Here is a 14,849-nt window from a genome sequence, read left to right on the forward strand (position 1 = left end):
GGATAGAGAAGAATTTTTTTTGTAACAGGAGGAATAACATGATACGACAAGCTACATCAAAAGACGTTCGAAACATCGCAACCCTACTTGAGCAAAAAGCGCTCTCCCTCAAAGCCAGTGGTAGTAGCCAGTGGTCTGCTTATCTGGAGCAAGACATCGAGCAACTCGTCGCGCGAGATTTAGAAGCAGGTCGCTTATATGTCTTTGAGGATCAGAACGAGCTGCTTGGTTCCGTTGCCCTGCTTCCTTCGCTCGAATGGGATCAATCCTTGTGGGATGATGTAGAAGGTCTGTATATCCATCGAATCGTCGTCAGCGACCGCGCCAAAGGACGCGGGATCGGTCGGAAATTGCTGGAACACTCGATTGCTGTGACAGAGGATGAAGGAGAAATCCTACGACTCGATTGTGTCGCTTCAAACGAGTTTCTCAATGCATATTACACGTCCTTCGGATTCGTCTATCAAGGAACACGGGACGGCTTCTCGATTTATGAGTATGAACGCATCGAAGCGACAGCCTGAAGCGGTTCAATCAAGACAACGGTCGTTTCGTTTGGTATGGTAATAGAAAAAGAACGGTTCAAGGAGTGATCGGATGCGATTGAATATCGGCTTCATCGGCTTTGGCAAAAGTACGACCCGTTACCATTTACCGTACGTGATGATCGAGGACAACTATCACGTCACCTGGATTTACAATCGGAAGGAAAAACCGGAGCTGTTCGCATCCTATCAGGATCGACTGCCGGATGCCCGTTTTACGACGGATCTGTCCGAAATGCTCGCTGACCCGGCACTTGATGTCGTCGTCATCAATACACCACCGGCGACACATTTCGAATACGCGTTGCTCGCGCTGCAACATCAAAAGCACGTTCTCGTCGAAAAACCATTTACGGTGACGGAAGAGGAGACGAAGCGTCTATTTGCAGAAGCACATGCGCAAGGCGTCAAGATTCTCGCCTATCAAAACCGACGTTACGACAGCGACTTCCAAGTCGTCGCGCAAATCATCCGTTCCGGGAAACTTGGTCGTCTCGTCGAGGTCGTCTCGCAATTTGATCTATTCCGCCCGGAAGCGGCGTCAGCTGATGCGCGTCACGAAAACGGTGCGCTTTACGGACTCGGCGTCCATACGCTCGATCAAATCATCGCTTTGTTCGGAAAACCGGACAAGGTCGCCTTTGACGTACGAAGTGTTCGACTGCCGCATAATCCAGACGACGCGTTTGCGATTGATCTCTATTATCCGGAGCTCAAGGTCAGCGTCCGGACGAGTCATGTCGCACTTGCCCCGGCACCCCGGTGGATGTTACACGGCACGAACGGGACGTTCATCAAACAACACGTCGACCGGCAAGAGCTCGACCTGAAAGCGAACTACTTCCCGGGAGAAGAGGGGTTCGGTGAGGATTCAGAAGACGATTATGGGCGTTTGATCTATCACGATGAACACGGTCATCTGCAAGACGTCCGAATCCCGAGTCCTGTTGGTGATTACGGTAAAATGTATCGCGCCTTTTACCGCAGTATCGTCGAAGATGCACCGCTTCCGGTGAAAGAAGAGGATACCTTGTTTGTTGCCCACCTGCTCGAACAAGCTTTTGCGCAACCGTCACCTTATATCTTGACGATCCAAAATTAAATTTTAATTTGATTGCAGGTTGATGACAACTCGACTGTGCCCATAGGCATGGTCGGGTTTTTTTGATATAAAGAACAGGTGCATTCCTTATTTTTCAGATTTTTCTAAAGAAATGTTGATTATTTTTTCAAAAAGTTGGGAATAAGGGAATGTCTCACCAAATCAAAACATAGGGGGTCTATCATGAAACGATTCTTATCCGCATTGCTCGTAGCGGCTGTCATCGTTGGGGTACTCAGCCCTTCGTTGATCGCTGAGGCCGCGACGAAGTTGACCGTGACGACGGATGTCTTGCGCGTCCGCGAGAAACCTTCGACATCGAGTAAGATTCTCGGTAACGTCTACAAAGGGAACGTCTACACATCAAAGGGAACGTCCGGCAGCTGGTATAAAATCAGCTACAAATCCCGCACAGGCTACATACACAAAAACTACGTCAAATCGTCCTCGTCGAAATATACGTCGACGGGAACGAAGTATACGACGGTCGGCACACTCAACGTCCGGACGGGTGCTGGAACGAAGTATAAAGTCGTAGGACAGCTGAATAAAGGGGTTGCCGTTGCGACATACGGCACGTCAGGGAGCTGGACACGGATTCTCTACAAGGGAAGCTACCGCTATATCTCGACGCAATACGTTTCGAAGTCAAAACCATCGACGACGACGAAAAAGTTAAATGTTCCGTACTACAACCAATATTCACTCGGGTATCCATCTGGTTGTGAGTTCGTCTCGTTGAAGATGGCACTCGAATACAAGAAAAAAGCCGTCTCTGCTGCGTCACTCTATAATCAAATGCCGAAAAGCATGAAGAACGCGACGTATAAGAACGGAAAATATTACTGGGCAGATCCAGAAAAAATGTTCACGGGGAATCCAGCCGGAACGCTCGATTACTACAAGAACTGGGGCATCTATCCGAAAGGGATCCTACCACTTGCGAAAAAATACCGCAGTGGTGCCGTTGATATCTCGAAACAAGGCGTCTCGAAAATTGAGAGTGAGATTCGTAGCGGTAACCCGGTCATCGTCTGGGCAACGGTCGATTTCAAGAATCCATATGGCTACTTCTCTTGGATCAAACCGGACGGTAAAACATTTACTGGTTACCGGAACTATCACGTCATGCTCGTGACAGGTGTCTCAAGCGGTTCGTTCTACGTCTCGGACCCATACCGCGGCAAGTACAGTGTCAGTCGCTCGCAGTTCACATCCGTTTTCAATCAAACGGGACAATATGCGTTATCTGTTCGTTAAACCCTCATCCGGTCGCTCCCACGCGACCGGATTTTTGTCATTTTCAGGCATATCGATACGAAATCTACTGTAAAATGAAGGAGTTCACCTGCTAGGTGTGTAAAAGAATGACAATGTATCTATGAAAGGAAGTGAAGAGATGGAAGATCCACGGATCACGCGTCTCGAGCAGGAGGTCGCGGCGTTACGACAACGAGTAGCTGCCCTTGAAGGACAGCACACTTCGCCTGTCGCACCTGAACCGAGCGAACCAGAAGTAAGTACAGTCGCTCGCCCAGCTCCGCGCCCTGCTTATACGAAACGAAAACCGGTTGTTCCTCCACCAACATTTAAGGAAAAACGCTCCCGCGAAGAATGGGAACAGGTCATCGCGACCGTCTGGTTACCCCGGATTGGAGCGATATTCGCTGCACTCGGAGCCTTGTTTCTGTTCTCCTACGCCTCGGTTGCCGGTCTGATCAGTCCGCCTGTCCGCATCGGAAGTGGGGTATTGATCGGTCTACTCGTCATCGCCCTTGGAGAATACCAGTATGAGAAGAAACGACGTGAGCTCGGGGTCGGACTCGTCGCGACCGGTACGATCGTCGCCTTGGCGGCACTGTTCGCCGGGATGGCCTTATATCAATTCTATCCACCGTCTTTAGCCTTCTTACTTGAGCTCGTCGTCGTCTTCATCGCGTACGGTTTGATGCTCTGGATGCGATCGCAAGCCTTGCTCGTCCTCGTATCCATCACCGGTTTCTTATTACCGTATCTACAATTATCGGACGACCCGAACTTACCGCTCTTCTTATTGTACGAAGTCGTCCTGTTCGCAGCGATCTTCTTTGCGGTTGACCGACTGAAGGCCAAAAAAGCGTTCGTCTTCGCTTGGGTGATCTTTACGATCGCACTCGCGTTCGGCCTACTCTCGTTAGAGCTCTACTGGCTTGATGAACAGGTACCACGACTTGATGAATGGTCTCTCTTACTTGCGACATTCTTCGGTTACGGTGCGACATCGTTCGTCGGACGACGCATCCAGTTTCAGCCAAACGTGCCAAGCTGGCTTGCCGGGATTGTCATCTTACTGACGTTACTGATCCTCGATTGGTCGTTCGGGACGCTTGTAGCGATTCTGTTCGCCGGAATTGCCTACGTGCTTGCGGATCGATTAAAGGATCCGGCTCAAAACGGCGTCGGTCACGTCGCCTTACTCGTCGCTGTCCTCTTGATTCCGGCAGATGCCCTCAGCTGGACGTATCAACTGCGCTACTTCTTGATTGCCGGGTTGATCGCCGCATTTTGGTTCGTTCCGCGGGCGCGAATGCCGCATCAACGGTTGTTTAACGTCGGGTTGTATGTCGTCTTTATCTTTTCAGCCGTCGTTGATTATGAATCTTATCAAAGCATAGGGCTGTCGTATGCGTTGACGGTGCTCGCGATGGTCATTGCTTCGACGGCATTCGTCTTGCTCCTCGTTCAGACACATCGTGATCCGGTTTGGAAAGGGTCATGGCAACTTGTCCTCGTCTTAGCTGCAATCGGTGTCTTTACGACATACACGTTGATCATCATGGAGTTACCATTCTACCGCGGTCTTGAAGAGACGGCGCGTAGTACGACGTTGTCCGCGGCCTATATCGTCCTCGCACTCGTCCTTGTCGCGATTGGTCGGATGCGGACGTCGTCGACGTGGCGATTATCCGGGTTGTTGCTACTGACCATCAGTGCCGTCAAGCTTTTACTATTCGATTTGTCGTTCCTGAGCTTATTCCAAAAAGCATTCGTCTTCATTGGCTTCGGAATCGTCACGTTCATCATTTCACGGACGTACTTCAAAAAACGCAAAGAACAAGCCTGACACAGCGCTTGAATCGGTTGAAATGAACCGGTTCAAGCGTTTTTAATTGCTTAAAAATTTTTATTGATAACGATTATCATTGTCGTCTATACTATTTAAGGAACTGACTTAATTAGTAACAGGGGGAACTATACATGAAACAAGTATTATTGATGACAGGGGCGCTCGCCGTCGTTTTAGCAGGTTGCAGTGAAGCGAAACAAGCGGAGACACCAGCACCGAAAAAGACGAATTTTGACCAGGTCGTCACGGATTACCGGACGTATGCGATCAACGAAATCGATACGTTCGTCCGCGAGACGGAAAAGTTCACGGATGCCGTACAAGCGGGAAAGCTTGAAGAAGCGAAAGCGTTGTACGCACCGACGCGGATGTATTACGAACGCGCAGAACCAATCGCGGAAGTATTCGGTGACCTTGATCCGAAGATCGATGCGCGAGCAGGCGACGTGAAAGCGTCGGAGTGGGGTGGCTACCACCGGATCGAGCAAGGATTATTCGAAAAGGGAACGACAAAAGGTTATGAAGCATACGCGAAACAATTGATGAAGGACGTCCACTTACTGCGGGCAAAGGTCGAGACGGTCGAGGTGACACCAGAATTACTCGTAACGGGGGCGACGGATCTATTGAACGAAGTCTCGACGTCAAAAGTGACAGGGGAAGAAGACCGTTATTCGCATACCGATTTATATGACTTCGCGGCAAACGTCGAAGGGGCTGAAAAGATTTACGAACTGTTGAACCCGGCGCTAAAAAAACAAGATGCGGCGTTATCAAAAGAGATTGCTGCTCGCTTCAAGGATGTCCACGCGTTACTCGATGCGAAGAAACAGGGTGACGGCTATGTTCTCTATACGAGTCTCTCGAAACAAGACGTCAAACAGATGAGTGTCGCCATCAATGAACTCGCGGAACCGCTCTCGAAGATGGGCATCGTACTGGAGGGATAAGCATGAAACCAATCCAAGAAGGCGTCACGCGGCGTGACGTCCTGAAGGTCGCAGGCTTGACGAGTCTCGGGGCCGCCCTGTATGCCAGTGGTCTTGAGAAGTTCCTTCCGCGGACATTGACTGTTGAAGCAAGTGATCAAGAGCCGTTCTACGGGACGTATCAAGCGGGAATTCTGACACCACCACAAAATCACGTCCAAGTCGTAGCGTTTGATATCAAGACGGAGCGACGCGATGAGTTGGTCGATTTATTAAAACGCTGGACGCGGTTATGTGCCAGACTTGCTGCCGGGTTACCATACGGCGATTCCGACTCCCGTTACGTCCCACCGGAAGATACGGGAGAAGCGGACGGATTATCGGCCGGTCACTTGACGTTTACGTTCGGGTGCGGTCCAAGTCTGTTTGACGGTCGCTTCGGCATCCGTCATAAACGACCGGATGCACTTCAACCGTTGCCGGCGTTCGACCTCGATCGTCTGGACGAAAAATGGAGTGGAGGCGACCTCGTCGTCCAAGTCTGTGGTGATGATGCCCAAGTCGTCTTCCATGCGATCCGTAACCTCGTCCGTGTCGGGCGTGGGACGGTCGCGATGCGTTGGTCCCAAGCTGGTTTCCAGCGCAGTAAAGCAGCAGATGCCTCTGGTGGGACGCCGCGTAATCTGTTCGGCTTCAAGGACGGCACGGGGAATCCTGATGTCTCGAAGAAGCAGGTCCGGAAAGAATCGCTCTTTTGTCAGTGGCAAGATGGTACACCGTGGTTGACGAACGGCTCGTTCCTTGTCGTCCGTCGCATCCAGATGCATCTCGAAGTCTGGGACCGGACGATCCTAAAAGAGCAAGAACGGACCTTCGGGCGCGAACGCGCTTCTGGGGCACCGCTCGGCTCAACAGACGAATTCGCTTCCGTTACACCGGCGAAACGTCAAGCTCGTGGCGAAGCTGCTTTACCGGTTGACTCGCATACCGCTGTCGCGCATGGGGATGGGAAGACAGCGATCTTACGCCGTTCCTACTCGTATCAGGACGGCATCGATGAGAAGACAGGTGCCCTCGATGCGGGTCTACTCTTTTTATCGTATCAGCGTTCACCAAAACAATTCATCGAGATTCAGCGTCGCCTTGCCGCACAGGATCGATTGAATGAATACATCACGCACCGTGGAAGTGCCATCTTCGCCTGCTTCGGTGGAATCTCGAAAGGAGGCTACATCGGTGATGCGTTATTTGCGTAATCTCGTCCTTGTACTTGTATTCCTTGTAGCCGGTCAACAAACGGTGCCTGTCTATGCTGCTTCGACGGATGATCTCTATGTCGCGATCGGACAAGCCCTGTCTGCCGTCGCAAGTAAAGATCGCGCAGCACTGAATCAAGCGATTGATGAACTAGGACAAGCTGCTCAAGACTTACCTGATCAACAAGCGGCAATCACGAAAGCCGTCAAACAGGTCGATACGAAACGGGAGGCAACGTTTCCGGAAGTCCGCGAGCAACTGACGGCACTCTCTGCTGCTGTCCGGAAGCAGGAAGAAGCAACGAAACCGAAGACGGACCCGATTGCGAAAGCAAAAGTGAAGCAATTGCTTTCGTTGACGAAAGAGATGCGGCAGGTCAAGGCGAGCGATCGTCCGGCAGCGGAGCAACGGTTGTTGACCGCATGGGCGACGCACGAGAGTCTTGTTCGCAACGACAGTGTCGGTCATTATGGCAACATCGAGATGGCACTTGCGTCGATCCGGATCGCGGCGGCGCGTGATTCCGCGGATACGAAGGAATGGAAAGCCGCACTTGATCAGTTCGATACGGCCGTTCAGTCTTTCCTCGACGGAGAGAAAGTCCAGGCGAAGAAAACGGGACTGCAGTCGCTGCTGACGCCACTCGAGGAGGCGCAAACCTCACTAGCTGCAAATGATTTACCGAAAGCGAAACAAGCACTCGAATCGTTTCTGAAGACCTGGCCACGTGCGGAAGGTGAGGTCCGGACACGTAATGAAGGTCTCTATTCCCAGCTTGAATCCGATGTACCACTGTTACTTGCCCGCCTGACGCCGGAAACGCGGGAAAAGACGGCACAAGAACTCCAGTCGTTTGAGAATGCTATCGCACAATTACAAACGAAGACGCATTATACGTTCGTCGATGCAATGCTCGTCATGCTGCGGGAAGGTCTCGAAGCGTTACTGATCGTCAGTGCGCTCGTTGCCTTCGCTCGCAAAAGTCGTTCAAAACAAGAAGGGAAGGTCTGGGCAGGTGCTGGGCTTGGTCTGATCGCAAGCGGTCTGTTAGCGCTCATCCTCCAGACGGTCTTTCAGGCCTCGTTCGCGGCGACGGGTCGGGAACAAATCGAAGGCTATACAGGAATCGTCGCGGTCGTTGTCATGTTGTTCGTCGGCTACTGGTTGCACTCGAAAAGCGCCGTCGCCAAACGAAAACACTTTTTATCGACGCTTTCGACGACGTCCTTATTCTTCGTCAGCTTCTTAACGATCTTTCGGGAAGGCGCCGAGACGTTGTTATTTTATATCGGAATGGCACCAGCGATGACGAAAACTGCCTTGTTATCCGGAATCGGTCTCGCGATCATCATCATCGGTCTCGTCTCGTATGCGGTCATCCAGATTGGTATTCGTTTACCGATTCATCGTCTGTTCCAAGTCGCGTCCTGGTTGATTTATGTGATGGCGTTCAAGATTCTTGGTACGAGTCTGCACGCGTTGCAGCTGACGAACGTCTTACCGATTCATCCGATCAATGGACTCGGAACCGCCGGCTGGATTGGTTTCTACCCAACGCTCGAGACGCTTATCCCGCAAGTCGTCCTGATGATTCTGATTGCCTTGTTTACGATCTGGCAAAAGCGGCGCACAGCAGCAATCCAGACTGCTGCTTGATCCATTTTTCAATTTCAGGTTTCAACTATTATGTTTCGGGTATAACTTCTTATCAGCAGCTTGCTGCATGAAAGAGAGGGATTTTTATGCTTGAAACACGCATCGTACGAAACATGACCGCTGTCGACGCAGAAGTGACGAGCCTCAAATCAAGTGGCTATTCGAATAAACAGATCTACATCTTTGCAAAAGACGAAGAACTCGCGGAACGCATCGCGAATGACACGCAGACGTTACCATACCGCGTGACGAAGAAGTCGTTCTTCGAGACGTTATTATCAGCCGTCCGGAGTAACCGTAATGATCGGATTGCTCAATTGTCCGAGCTTGGCATGACAAAGGATGTTGCTGAGGATCTAGAAGATGAAGTCCGACACGGTCGGATCGTCATCGTCGGTTCGAAATCCGATTTACTGAATCCAGCGTTCGCGGCGTCGTACGTGACGGATGAAGCAACCGATTATGGTGCTGGCGTACCGAAACTCGAAGACGAGGAAACGACGACGACGTTACCAGCCGATCAAAACGTCAAGTTAAAAGATGAATGATACATAAGCCTTCTGTTTCTCAGCGTAGAGACAGGAGGCTTTTGTTTAGTCTGCTCATGGAAGGGAATGGGAAAATTGAGAGGAGGAGAGACGATGCAATTCTTATATGTCGGCTATTATAATGCAGACCGAATGGATTCTTTATCGAAGGAAGAGATCGATACGTTGATGTCGCGTTGTGATGCGTTAATGGACACCTTCAATGAACAAGTCAACGTCCTATCAGAGTGGCACCCTGGTCTTACGACACAAGCATTTTACTGGCAGGATGGGGTCGTACAGAAAAAAGTAGAACCGGATCGAACGCATGGGGAGCAGATCGGCAGTTTGATCGTCTTTGAAGCACGTGATTTCGAGCAGGCGATGGAACTGGCTTCCCTTCACCCGACGACTCAAGTCGCAGAAGGGGAATCTTACGGGTGGCGCGCGGAAGTCCGACCGTTATCAGCTATCTCTTAATGTACAGGTTATGAACGACGTTTACGATTCAAACTAGTCTACGGCACGCCCGTTGCTCGAACATGTTGAACATGTACTGGAAGATCAACCGCTCGGTGGCAAAGGACTCATGTAAACCAAAACCCCTCCTCTAGTTGAGAAGGGGTTACATACTGTTAGGTTGTCTTCCACTCGATATCGATGACGTCCGCTGCTCGTACCATGCGGCGCATACCTGTCGATGTGACGAGTTCAATTGTTCCGCGGTCATGAAAAATCGCTTGGATCGAACCGGATATCGTATCGAGTTGTTTCAATCGGACGTGGACCGTCTGTCCGGTCCGGACTGCACGTTCCATGATGTGTTGTAAGGAGAGGCGATCACGAACGATCGTCTCTTCGCGTGATTGATACAGATGCTCAAGATGAAGGATATGCTGGCGTGAAGTCAGTTGTTTCCACTTGCGATTCGATCGTTTTTTAGATGCGAACATGGCTGACCACCTCCTGAATTGAGTCGTACGCTAGATAGTCGTGCGCTCTGCTTCAGTTATTTCCCTTCACGAACAGTGCTTAAACACGTGCTCCTGACATTTTTTCACGAAACGCCGCGATTGCCGCAATCGCTTCTTGATCGTACTCGACCTCACCTGGTGCATTTCCTTCGGCAAGAATCGCTGTCTCAAGCGTCGCGCCAAGGAACGATGCGATATGCTCGAACTGCGTGACGAGCGCTTGTCCTTTGTCGCGTGCATTGTCTCCTCCGACTGCGATCAAGTGGAATCGTTTCCCCGCCATCCGGCTTTTGAAGTCGAGCTCTTCGTCGCGCAGTGATTCGCTGAATCGATCGATGAATAATTTCATCTTCGTCGACATCGAGTACCAGTAAACCGGAGTGATGAACAGGATGTCATCGTGTTCAAGCATCTCTTCGACGATCCGGCGATAGTCATCGCCAATCGGCAAAAAGCCTCCATGATGACGGCGGTCTTCAATCGGCTGAATCGAGACGTTCGCTAAATCGACAGCAACATGAGGGATTCCTTTCAATGCTTGTTCCCCGAGCCATTCACTGTTTCCTTTGCGTGAGCTACCAAAAATCGTATACATATCGTGCATCTCCTTTTGAATTCGATTGTTCTATTCTATTCCAAACTGCACTGTCAATACACCGATATGCTCACAATTGGTTTTGAATAAGGGTTTTGCGGAAAAAGACAAGAAGACGAAAAACAAATAGGGGAGGAACGGTCGAATGGAGAGAAGTACGCTCATTGCGCTAGAAAAACACTTATATGCCATCCACCTCGAGATGGATGGACTGGCGCGACTCATCACGAAACAATTGATTCATTTGAGCCAAGTGGCTGCATCCGTCGAACATTTTCGACGGATGAGCTTTGATATCTATAAACATCGGACGTCACTCGAGCAGATCCCGTCACAAGTCTTGTATGAGACGGCACTCGACTACGAAGACTGGCTCGAGGAAGAGTTTGATGAGATTCCTGCTAGCTGGCAACTGGCGACGAAAGAAGAGGAGGCACTCGAGCAGCTTTGGTGGTTCGAATTCTCACGAATTCAAGCGGAGCTCGAAGAATGGCTTAGTCTCTATCTGATTCGCCGGATTCGAGAAGACGTTCGTTACATGCCACCGGTGATCGAGAAAAATGCCTATGCTTTATCAGAGGATGCCCGTCACGTCTTTTGGCGTCTCTTACAACGCTCCGTCGCGAAGCCTTCATCAAAGATCAAGGCGAACCAACTGTCATGTCGAATGGGCATCGCTGAGATTGCCCGCTGTGCCCGACTTAATCAAGACCGGACACGTCGCGCGATTGGTGAATTGACGCGTCGTGGTCTGATTGCAATCGAAGAGGATGATGAGAAGCTAAAAATGCGGCTCCGCCTTCAAGTCATCTGATTGAAAGCGATGAACCGTTCGATCAGCCGTTCATCCCGACGCGCGGATGGACCGATCCAGATCAGGTGACCGGGACTTTTCGATTCAATGAACTGCGCGTGAGGAATGCTCCGTCGTGCGTGTTCCGCATGCTCGAACGGAACAGCACGGTCTGACTTCGAATGGACGATCAAGACAGGACACGTGACGGCTTGAAGCCGTTCTCGTTCTATGTCTTGTGTGATATCAAACAAGACACCTCGCCCAGGACCATTTTGAAGACCAACCTCATATAATAACGATGCATCCGTCTCACTAATGTGGGTACGGATCGTTTCGCGTGGTAACAGACTCGTCATCTCGACCATTCGAACCGCTGCTTCTTCAGGAAACTTGCGAATCTTATCCTTCACATACGTCCAAAGCCCCCACTGGATGAACTGCAAAGGACGTTGTAAGACCGGTTGGATCAAAAGACGGTGATACGGCAGCGAGATCCGGTGCGTCATCGCACACGCTAAGACGAGGGCATGGACGCCTGGATCCATTCCAGCAAGTGCAATTGCCGTCGGTCCGCCGGCAGAGATGCCGTAAACGGTGTACTGTTCAATCTGGCGGGAAGCAAGCCACCCAGCGTAGAACGTTGCAAGCGCCTCTGGACTATCTGCGAGCTGAAGTGGCGTTCTTCCATATCCCGGACGTGACGGTACGATAACACGATATCCTGCCGTGATTAACTTTTCGACATGGTAGACCTCCCGGTAATCCGACTGCGTACCATGAATCAAAAGAATGACGGGACCGCTCCCGCTATCTCGGTAATCAAAGCGCTGACCATTCCATTCTGCGATATAATGCATCCAAATTCTCCTATCTCTTAATTTTTACCATTTTATTGTTAATCTCGTGTTTATTTTCATGTATACTGTAAAGTATAACCAAACCATTGTGACTTAGGAAATGAGGATGCGTAGTGTCTAACGAAAAATTAACGAACCGTGACCGCTTACTTGCTGTACGAGAAATCTTCGAACGTCAGTCGGATGAAGACCATACGTTGACGCTTGAGGAATTGAGCATGGAACTCTCGAAACGAGGACTGATCGAGAAGCTATCCCGAAAATCGTTGAAGGATGATATTGCGGCACTTGCCAAATCAGGTTTCGACGTCGTGGCGGAAGAGACGAAGAATGGACTTGCCATTCCGTATCATCTCGTCAGTCGTCCTTTTGAGCATCATCAGCTCCGATTGCTGGTCGATGCCATCGCCAGTGCGAAGTTCATCTCGGAAAGTGAGACGACGTCGCTCGTTAAGACGATTCAGTCGTTGACGAGTGACAAGATGGCGGAGTCACTCCAACCGGTGCTACATACTGTCAAAAAACCAAAAGGAATGACGTCGCGCTCGATCGATACGATCCAGAAAGCAATTAGCGATGGGTTCGTCATCAGTTTCCAGTACCAAGGAAAGTTTAATGAACGGACGCGGAAGTTCGAGTTACGGAAGGATGGCGAGCATTACCTCGTTTCTCCGGCTCATCTGTTGATGGATAACGGAAATTACTATTTGATTGGACGCGATGAGCGGATCAAAGAGATCCGAACGTACCGGGTCGACCGAATCGTCGATTGTAAAGCGTTCGAACCGATGGAAGAACCGGTCCATGTCGAGCCGAGTTACTTAAGTAACATGTTCAACATGTACGGGGGAGAGAACGAGCAATTGACGCTTAAATTCCAGGAGAGTCTGATGCCAACCGTCGTCGACCGGTTCGGAACGGATATCCGCTGCCGTCGTCTCGATAATCTCTGGTTCGAGGTCAAAGTCGATGCGCTCTTTTCCGACGGTTTCATGATGTGGCTGATTCAGTTCGGCAACCAGGCGGAAATCATCGCGCCTGTCGAACGGCGGGAGACATTCAAGAACAAGGTGGCAGGTCTTGCGACGATGTACCAAGTCGAAACACCTGCTCTCTAAGAGCTAAAGCAAGGTTCACTTGACCGTGGATCTTGCTTTTTTAAATTGTCGAGAAAAAAACTTTTTGTCGTTTTTTGTCGGATATTCATATTTGAATATTTTAAGCGAATAGTTCCAGTTACTATTAAGGGTATCTGATACTTATGTAGGAGGAACGACATGCAACAGATGGAAAAAAGCCAATCAAACGGGATGCGGAAACTAGCTGCTTTCCTCTTCTTCGTTTGTCTATCCTATACATCGTGGTACTTATTCTCACTTTTTGTCTTTCATCTCGTGTTTCCAGAAGATGTCGTGACATCCTTAGATATCGTCGTGTTCGGATTCAGTCCGGTCGTCGCTCTTGTCGTCACCATCGGCTCGCTACGCTTGATCGAACGACGCATGAAACCTAAATTCACACCCCTTTTATTCATCGGATATACGCTCTCGACAAGTATCTTGATTTATTACGCGATCGTGAACGAACTTCTGCCCCGACTGTGACTTGCAACTCCCCAGCAATTGGCATATGCTACGCTTATAGCTTGCTAGGTAAGGGGGGATACGATGAACGCACAGTATATCCTCGACTGGATGCCGCTCGTGATTCCTGTCGGTGCCATCGTCTTTATTGTCGTCATTGCAAAAAAAGCTTCGAAAATCGATGCTGAAAAGTAAGGAGACTCCAATCAAGGAGTCTTTTTTTATTGGCTTCTGTTGGTACTTTATTCACGCGATTTCCCTATTGTGCAAAAACATAAAGTCACCCATTTCTATGGTATAAAGGAACTAGGCGAAAGACCTAATATTAGGAAATCATGGAGGGACAGATGAGACAAAGAACCGTCATGACTTTACTTGCACTCAGTCTACTGCTTACCGTATGTATGATGAAAAAACCAACGTTGACGCCAAAAGCCAGTACCATCGATCTCACCATCGCCGTCGTCGGAACGGCTCCAGTTCTTACGCAATCACCGGACTTCCACTCGATTGATCTGCAGGAGATCAAAGGAGATTTACGACGATACGACGCCGTCATGATTATGCCGGAGTACTTACATCAGGCAGCGGGACGTGACTATGCCACCGTCTACCGGAAGGCGCAGATTCCCTTTTTCTTTATCGGCTCTCAAAAATCCATCGAACCGTTTCTTGATCCGAGTCTATCCTATGAGGAAAGCATCTCGGTGCCGAATCCGACGTTTGCGGCTGGTATGCTCTATGACGATACACAAGAGACGATCTGGTTGTTTGGTGAGGGAATCGAACGACCGAATCGTTCAGAGCAACTGAAGATCTATCAATCGATCTTTCAAACGATTGAACAGAGTCACTTAGCAAAGTAACGCTTGAATGAAAAAGACCGAAGTGCTCGGAAGTACATCTACTTCCAAACACTTCG

Annotated in this window: 16 protein-coding genes; 13 read left to right on the forward strand and 3 right to left on the reverse strand. The window is 50.0% G+C overall.

Features of this window, described 5'->3' with window-relative positions; all coding sequences use genetic code 11:
- The first annotated feature begins 38 nt into the window (after positions 1-38).
- From KNQ03_RS01515 to KNQ03_RS01555, 9 genes are all read left to right on the forward strand, one after another.
- Positions 39-524 (forward strand): GNAT family N-acetyltransferase, encoded by a 486-nt coding sequence (locus KNQ03_RS01515; RefSeq protein WP_214723193.1) that lies wholly within the window; start codon positions 39-41, stop codon positions 522-524.
- 73 nt (positions 525-597) lie between these two features.
- Positions 598-1,647 carry an oxidoreductase gene (locus tag KNQ03_RS01520; protein WP_050677930.1) on the forward strand — a complete coding sequence of 350 codons (1,050 nt, stop codon included), beginning with the start codon at positions 598-600 and terminating at the stop codon, positions 1,645-1,647.
- 183 nt (positions 1,648-1,830) lie between these two features.
- Positions 1,831-2,907: a C39 family peptidase gene (locus KNQ03_RS01525; RefSeq protein WP_058703424.1), complete on the forward strand. Its 1,077-nt coding sequence runs from the start codon at positions 1,831-1,833 to the stop codon at positions 2,905-2,907.
- A 139-nt stretch (positions 2,908-3,046) separates the two neighbouring features.
- Positions 3,047-4,750: a DUF2339 domain-containing protein gene (locus KNQ03_RS01530; protein ID WP_214723195.1), complete on the forward strand. Its 1,704-nt coding sequence runs from the start codon at positions 3,047-3,049 to the stop codon at positions 4,748-4,750.
- Between the two features lie 134 nt (positions 4,751-4,884).
- Positions 4,885-5,703, forward strand: coding sequence for an iron uptake system protein EfeO (efeO, locus tag KNQ03_RS01535; RefSeq protein ID WP_214723197.1), 819 nt, complete (start codon positions 4,885-4,887; stop codon positions 5,701-5,703).
- A gap of 2 nt (positions 5,704-5,705) precedes the next feature.
- Entirely contained in the window at positions 5,706-6,938 is a 1,233-nt protein-coding gene (gene efeB / locus KNQ03_RS01540; protein WP_251140222.1) for an iron uptake transporter deferrochelatase/peroxidase subunit, read from the forward strand.
- Positions 6,922-8,595, forward strand: coding sequence for an FTR1 family protein (locus KNQ03_RS01545; protein WP_214724278.1), 1,674 nt, complete (start codon positions 6,922-6,924; stop codon positions 8,593-8,595). Before efeB ends, KNQ03_RS01545 begins: the two co-directional genes overlap by 17 nt.
- 86 nt (positions 8,596-8,681) lie before the next feature.
- A complete protein-coding gene (locus tag KNQ03_RS01550) occupies positions 8,682-9,143 on the forward strand; it encodes a YflT domain-containing protein (RefSeq protein WP_023468312.1) in 462 nt (153 codons plus the stop codon).
- Positions 9,144-9,236: 93 nt separating this feature from the next.
- Entirely contained in the window at positions 9,237-9,602 is a 366-nt protein-coding gene (locus KNQ03_RS01555) for a YciI family protein (RefSeq protein ID WP_214723199.1), read from the forward strand.
- Between the two features lie 155 nt (positions 9,603-9,757).
- Here the strand turns inward: KNQ03_RS01555 and KNQ03_RS01560 are convergent, their stop codons facing one another.
- Complete coding sequence (locus KNQ03_RS01560) at positions 9,758-10,075, reverse strand: hypothetical protein (RefSeq protein ID WP_214723201.1); 318 nt, start codon at positions 10,073-10,075, stop codon at positions 9,758-9,760.
- Positions 10,076-10,154: 79 nt separating this feature from the next.
- Positions 10,155-10,691 (reverse strand): flavodoxin family protein, encoded by a 537-nt coding sequence (locus tag KNQ03_RS01565; RefSeq protein WP_214723203.1) that lies wholly within the window; start codon positions 10,689-10,691, stop codon positions 10,155-10,157.
- 145 nt (positions 10,692-10,836) lie between these two features.
- Between KNQ03_RS01565 and KNQ03_RS01570 the strand changes: the two genes are divergently transcribed.
- Positions 10,837-11,505, forward strand: coding sequence for a hypothetical protein (locus KNQ03_RS01570; RefSeq protein ID WP_029341707.1), 669 nt, complete (start codon positions 10,837-10,839; stop codon positions 11,503-11,505).
- Here the strand turns inward: KNQ03_RS01570 and KNQ03_RS01575 are convergent.
- The gene (locus tag KNQ03_RS01575) at positions 11,493-12,344 is read right to left on the reverse strand and encodes an alpha/beta fold hydrolase (protein ID WP_214723205.1); all 852 of its coding nucleotides are present in this window, start codon (positions 12,342-12,344) and stop codon (positions 11,493-11,495) included. The genes KNQ03_RS01570 and KNQ03_RS01575 overlap by 13 nt on opposite strands.
- A gap of 113 nt (positions 12,345-12,457) precedes the next feature.
- Between KNQ03_RS01575 and KNQ03_RS17235 the strand changes: the two genes are divergently transcribed.
- The 3 genes from KNQ03_RS17235 (at position 12,458) to KNQ03_RS01590 (ending at position 14,793) form a co-directional block, all read left to right on the forward strand.
- Positions 12,458-13,462 carry a helix-turn-helix transcriptional regulator gene (locus KNQ03_RS17235; RefSeq protein WP_214723207.1) on the forward strand — a complete coding sequence of 335 codons (1,005 nt, stop codon included), beginning with the start codon at positions 12,458-12,460 and terminating at the stop codon, positions 13,460-13,462.
- Positions 13,463-13,621: 159 nt separating this feature from the next.
- Complete coding sequence (locus KNQ03_RS01585) at positions 13,622-13,948, forward strand: hypothetical protein (RefSeq protein WP_050677942.1); 327 nt, start codon at positions 13,622-13,624, stop codon at positions 13,946-13,948.
- A gap of 344 nt (positions 13,949-14,292) precedes the next feature.
- Positions 14,293-14,793, forward strand: a complete 501-nt coding sequence (locus KNQ03_RS01590) for a hypothetical protein (RefSeq protein ID WP_214723209.1) — start codon at positions 14,293-14,295, stop codon at positions 14,791-14,793.
- Positions 14,794-14,849 lie beyond the last annotated feature (56 nt).

The organism is Exiguobacterium sp. s143, from assembly GCF_018618895.1.
Taxonomy (GTDB): domain Bacteria; phylum Bacillota; class Bacilli; order Exiguobacteriales; family Exiguobacteriaceae; genus Exiguobacterium_A; species Exiguobacterium_A abrahamii.

Coding starts and splice junctions, on each gene's coding strand:
- KNQ03_RS01515 (WP_214723193.1), top strand. CDS start 39: ATGATACGACAAGCTACATCAAAAGACGTTCGAAACATCGCAACCCTA.
- KNQ03_RS01520 (WP_050677930.1), top strand. CDS start 598: ATGCGATTGAATATCGGCTTCATCGGCTTTGGCAAAAGTACGACCCGT.
- KNQ03_RS01525 (WP_058703424.1), top strand. CDS start 1,831: ATGAAACGATTCTTATCCGCATTGCTCGTAGCGGCTGTCATCGTTGGG.
- KNQ03_RS01530 (WP_214723195.1), top strand. CDS start 3,047: ATGGAAGATCCACGGATCACGCGTCTCGAGCAGGAGGTCGCGGCGTTA.
- efeO (WP_214723197.1), top strand. CDS start 4,885: ATGAAACAAGTATTATTGATGACAGGGGCGCTCGCCGTCGTTTTAGCA.
- efeB (WP_251140222.1), top strand. CDS start 5,706: ATGAAACCAATCCAAGAAGGCGTCACGCGGCGTGACGTCCTGAAGGTC.
- KNQ03_RS01545 (WP_214724278.1), top strand. CDS start 6,922: ATGCGTTATTTGCGTAATCTCGTCCTTGTACTTGTATTCCTTGTAGCC.
- KNQ03_RS01550 (WP_023468312.1), top strand. CDS start 8,682: ATGCTTGAAACACGCATCGTACGAAACATGACCGCTGTCGACGCAGAA.
- KNQ03_RS01555 (WP_214723199.1), top strand. CDS start 9,237: ATGCAATTCTTATATGTCGGCTATTATAATGCAGACCGAATGGATTCT.
- KNQ03_RS01560 (WP_214723201.1), bottom strand. CDS start 10,075: ATGTTCGCATCTAAAAAACGATCGAATCGCAAGTGGAAACAACTGACT.
- KNQ03_RS01565 (WP_214723203.1), bottom strand. CDS start 10,691: ATGTATACGATTTTTGGTAGCTCACGCAAAGGAAACAGTGAATGGCTC.
- KNQ03_RS01570 (WP_029341707.1), top strand. CDS start 10,837: ATGGAGAGAAGTACGCTCATTGCGCTAGAAAAACACTTATATGCCATC.
- KNQ03_RS01575 (WP_214723205.1), bottom strand. CDS start 12,344: ATGCATTATATCGCAGAATGGAATGGTCAGCGCTTTGATTACCGAGAT.
- KNQ03_RS01585 (WP_050677942.1), top strand. CDS start 13,622: ATGCAACAGATGGAAAAAAGCCAATCAAACGGGATGCGGAAACTAGCT.
- KNQ03_RS01590 (WP_214723209.1), top strand. CDS start 14,293: ATGACTTTACTTGCACTCAGTCTACTGCTTACCGTATGTATGATGAAA.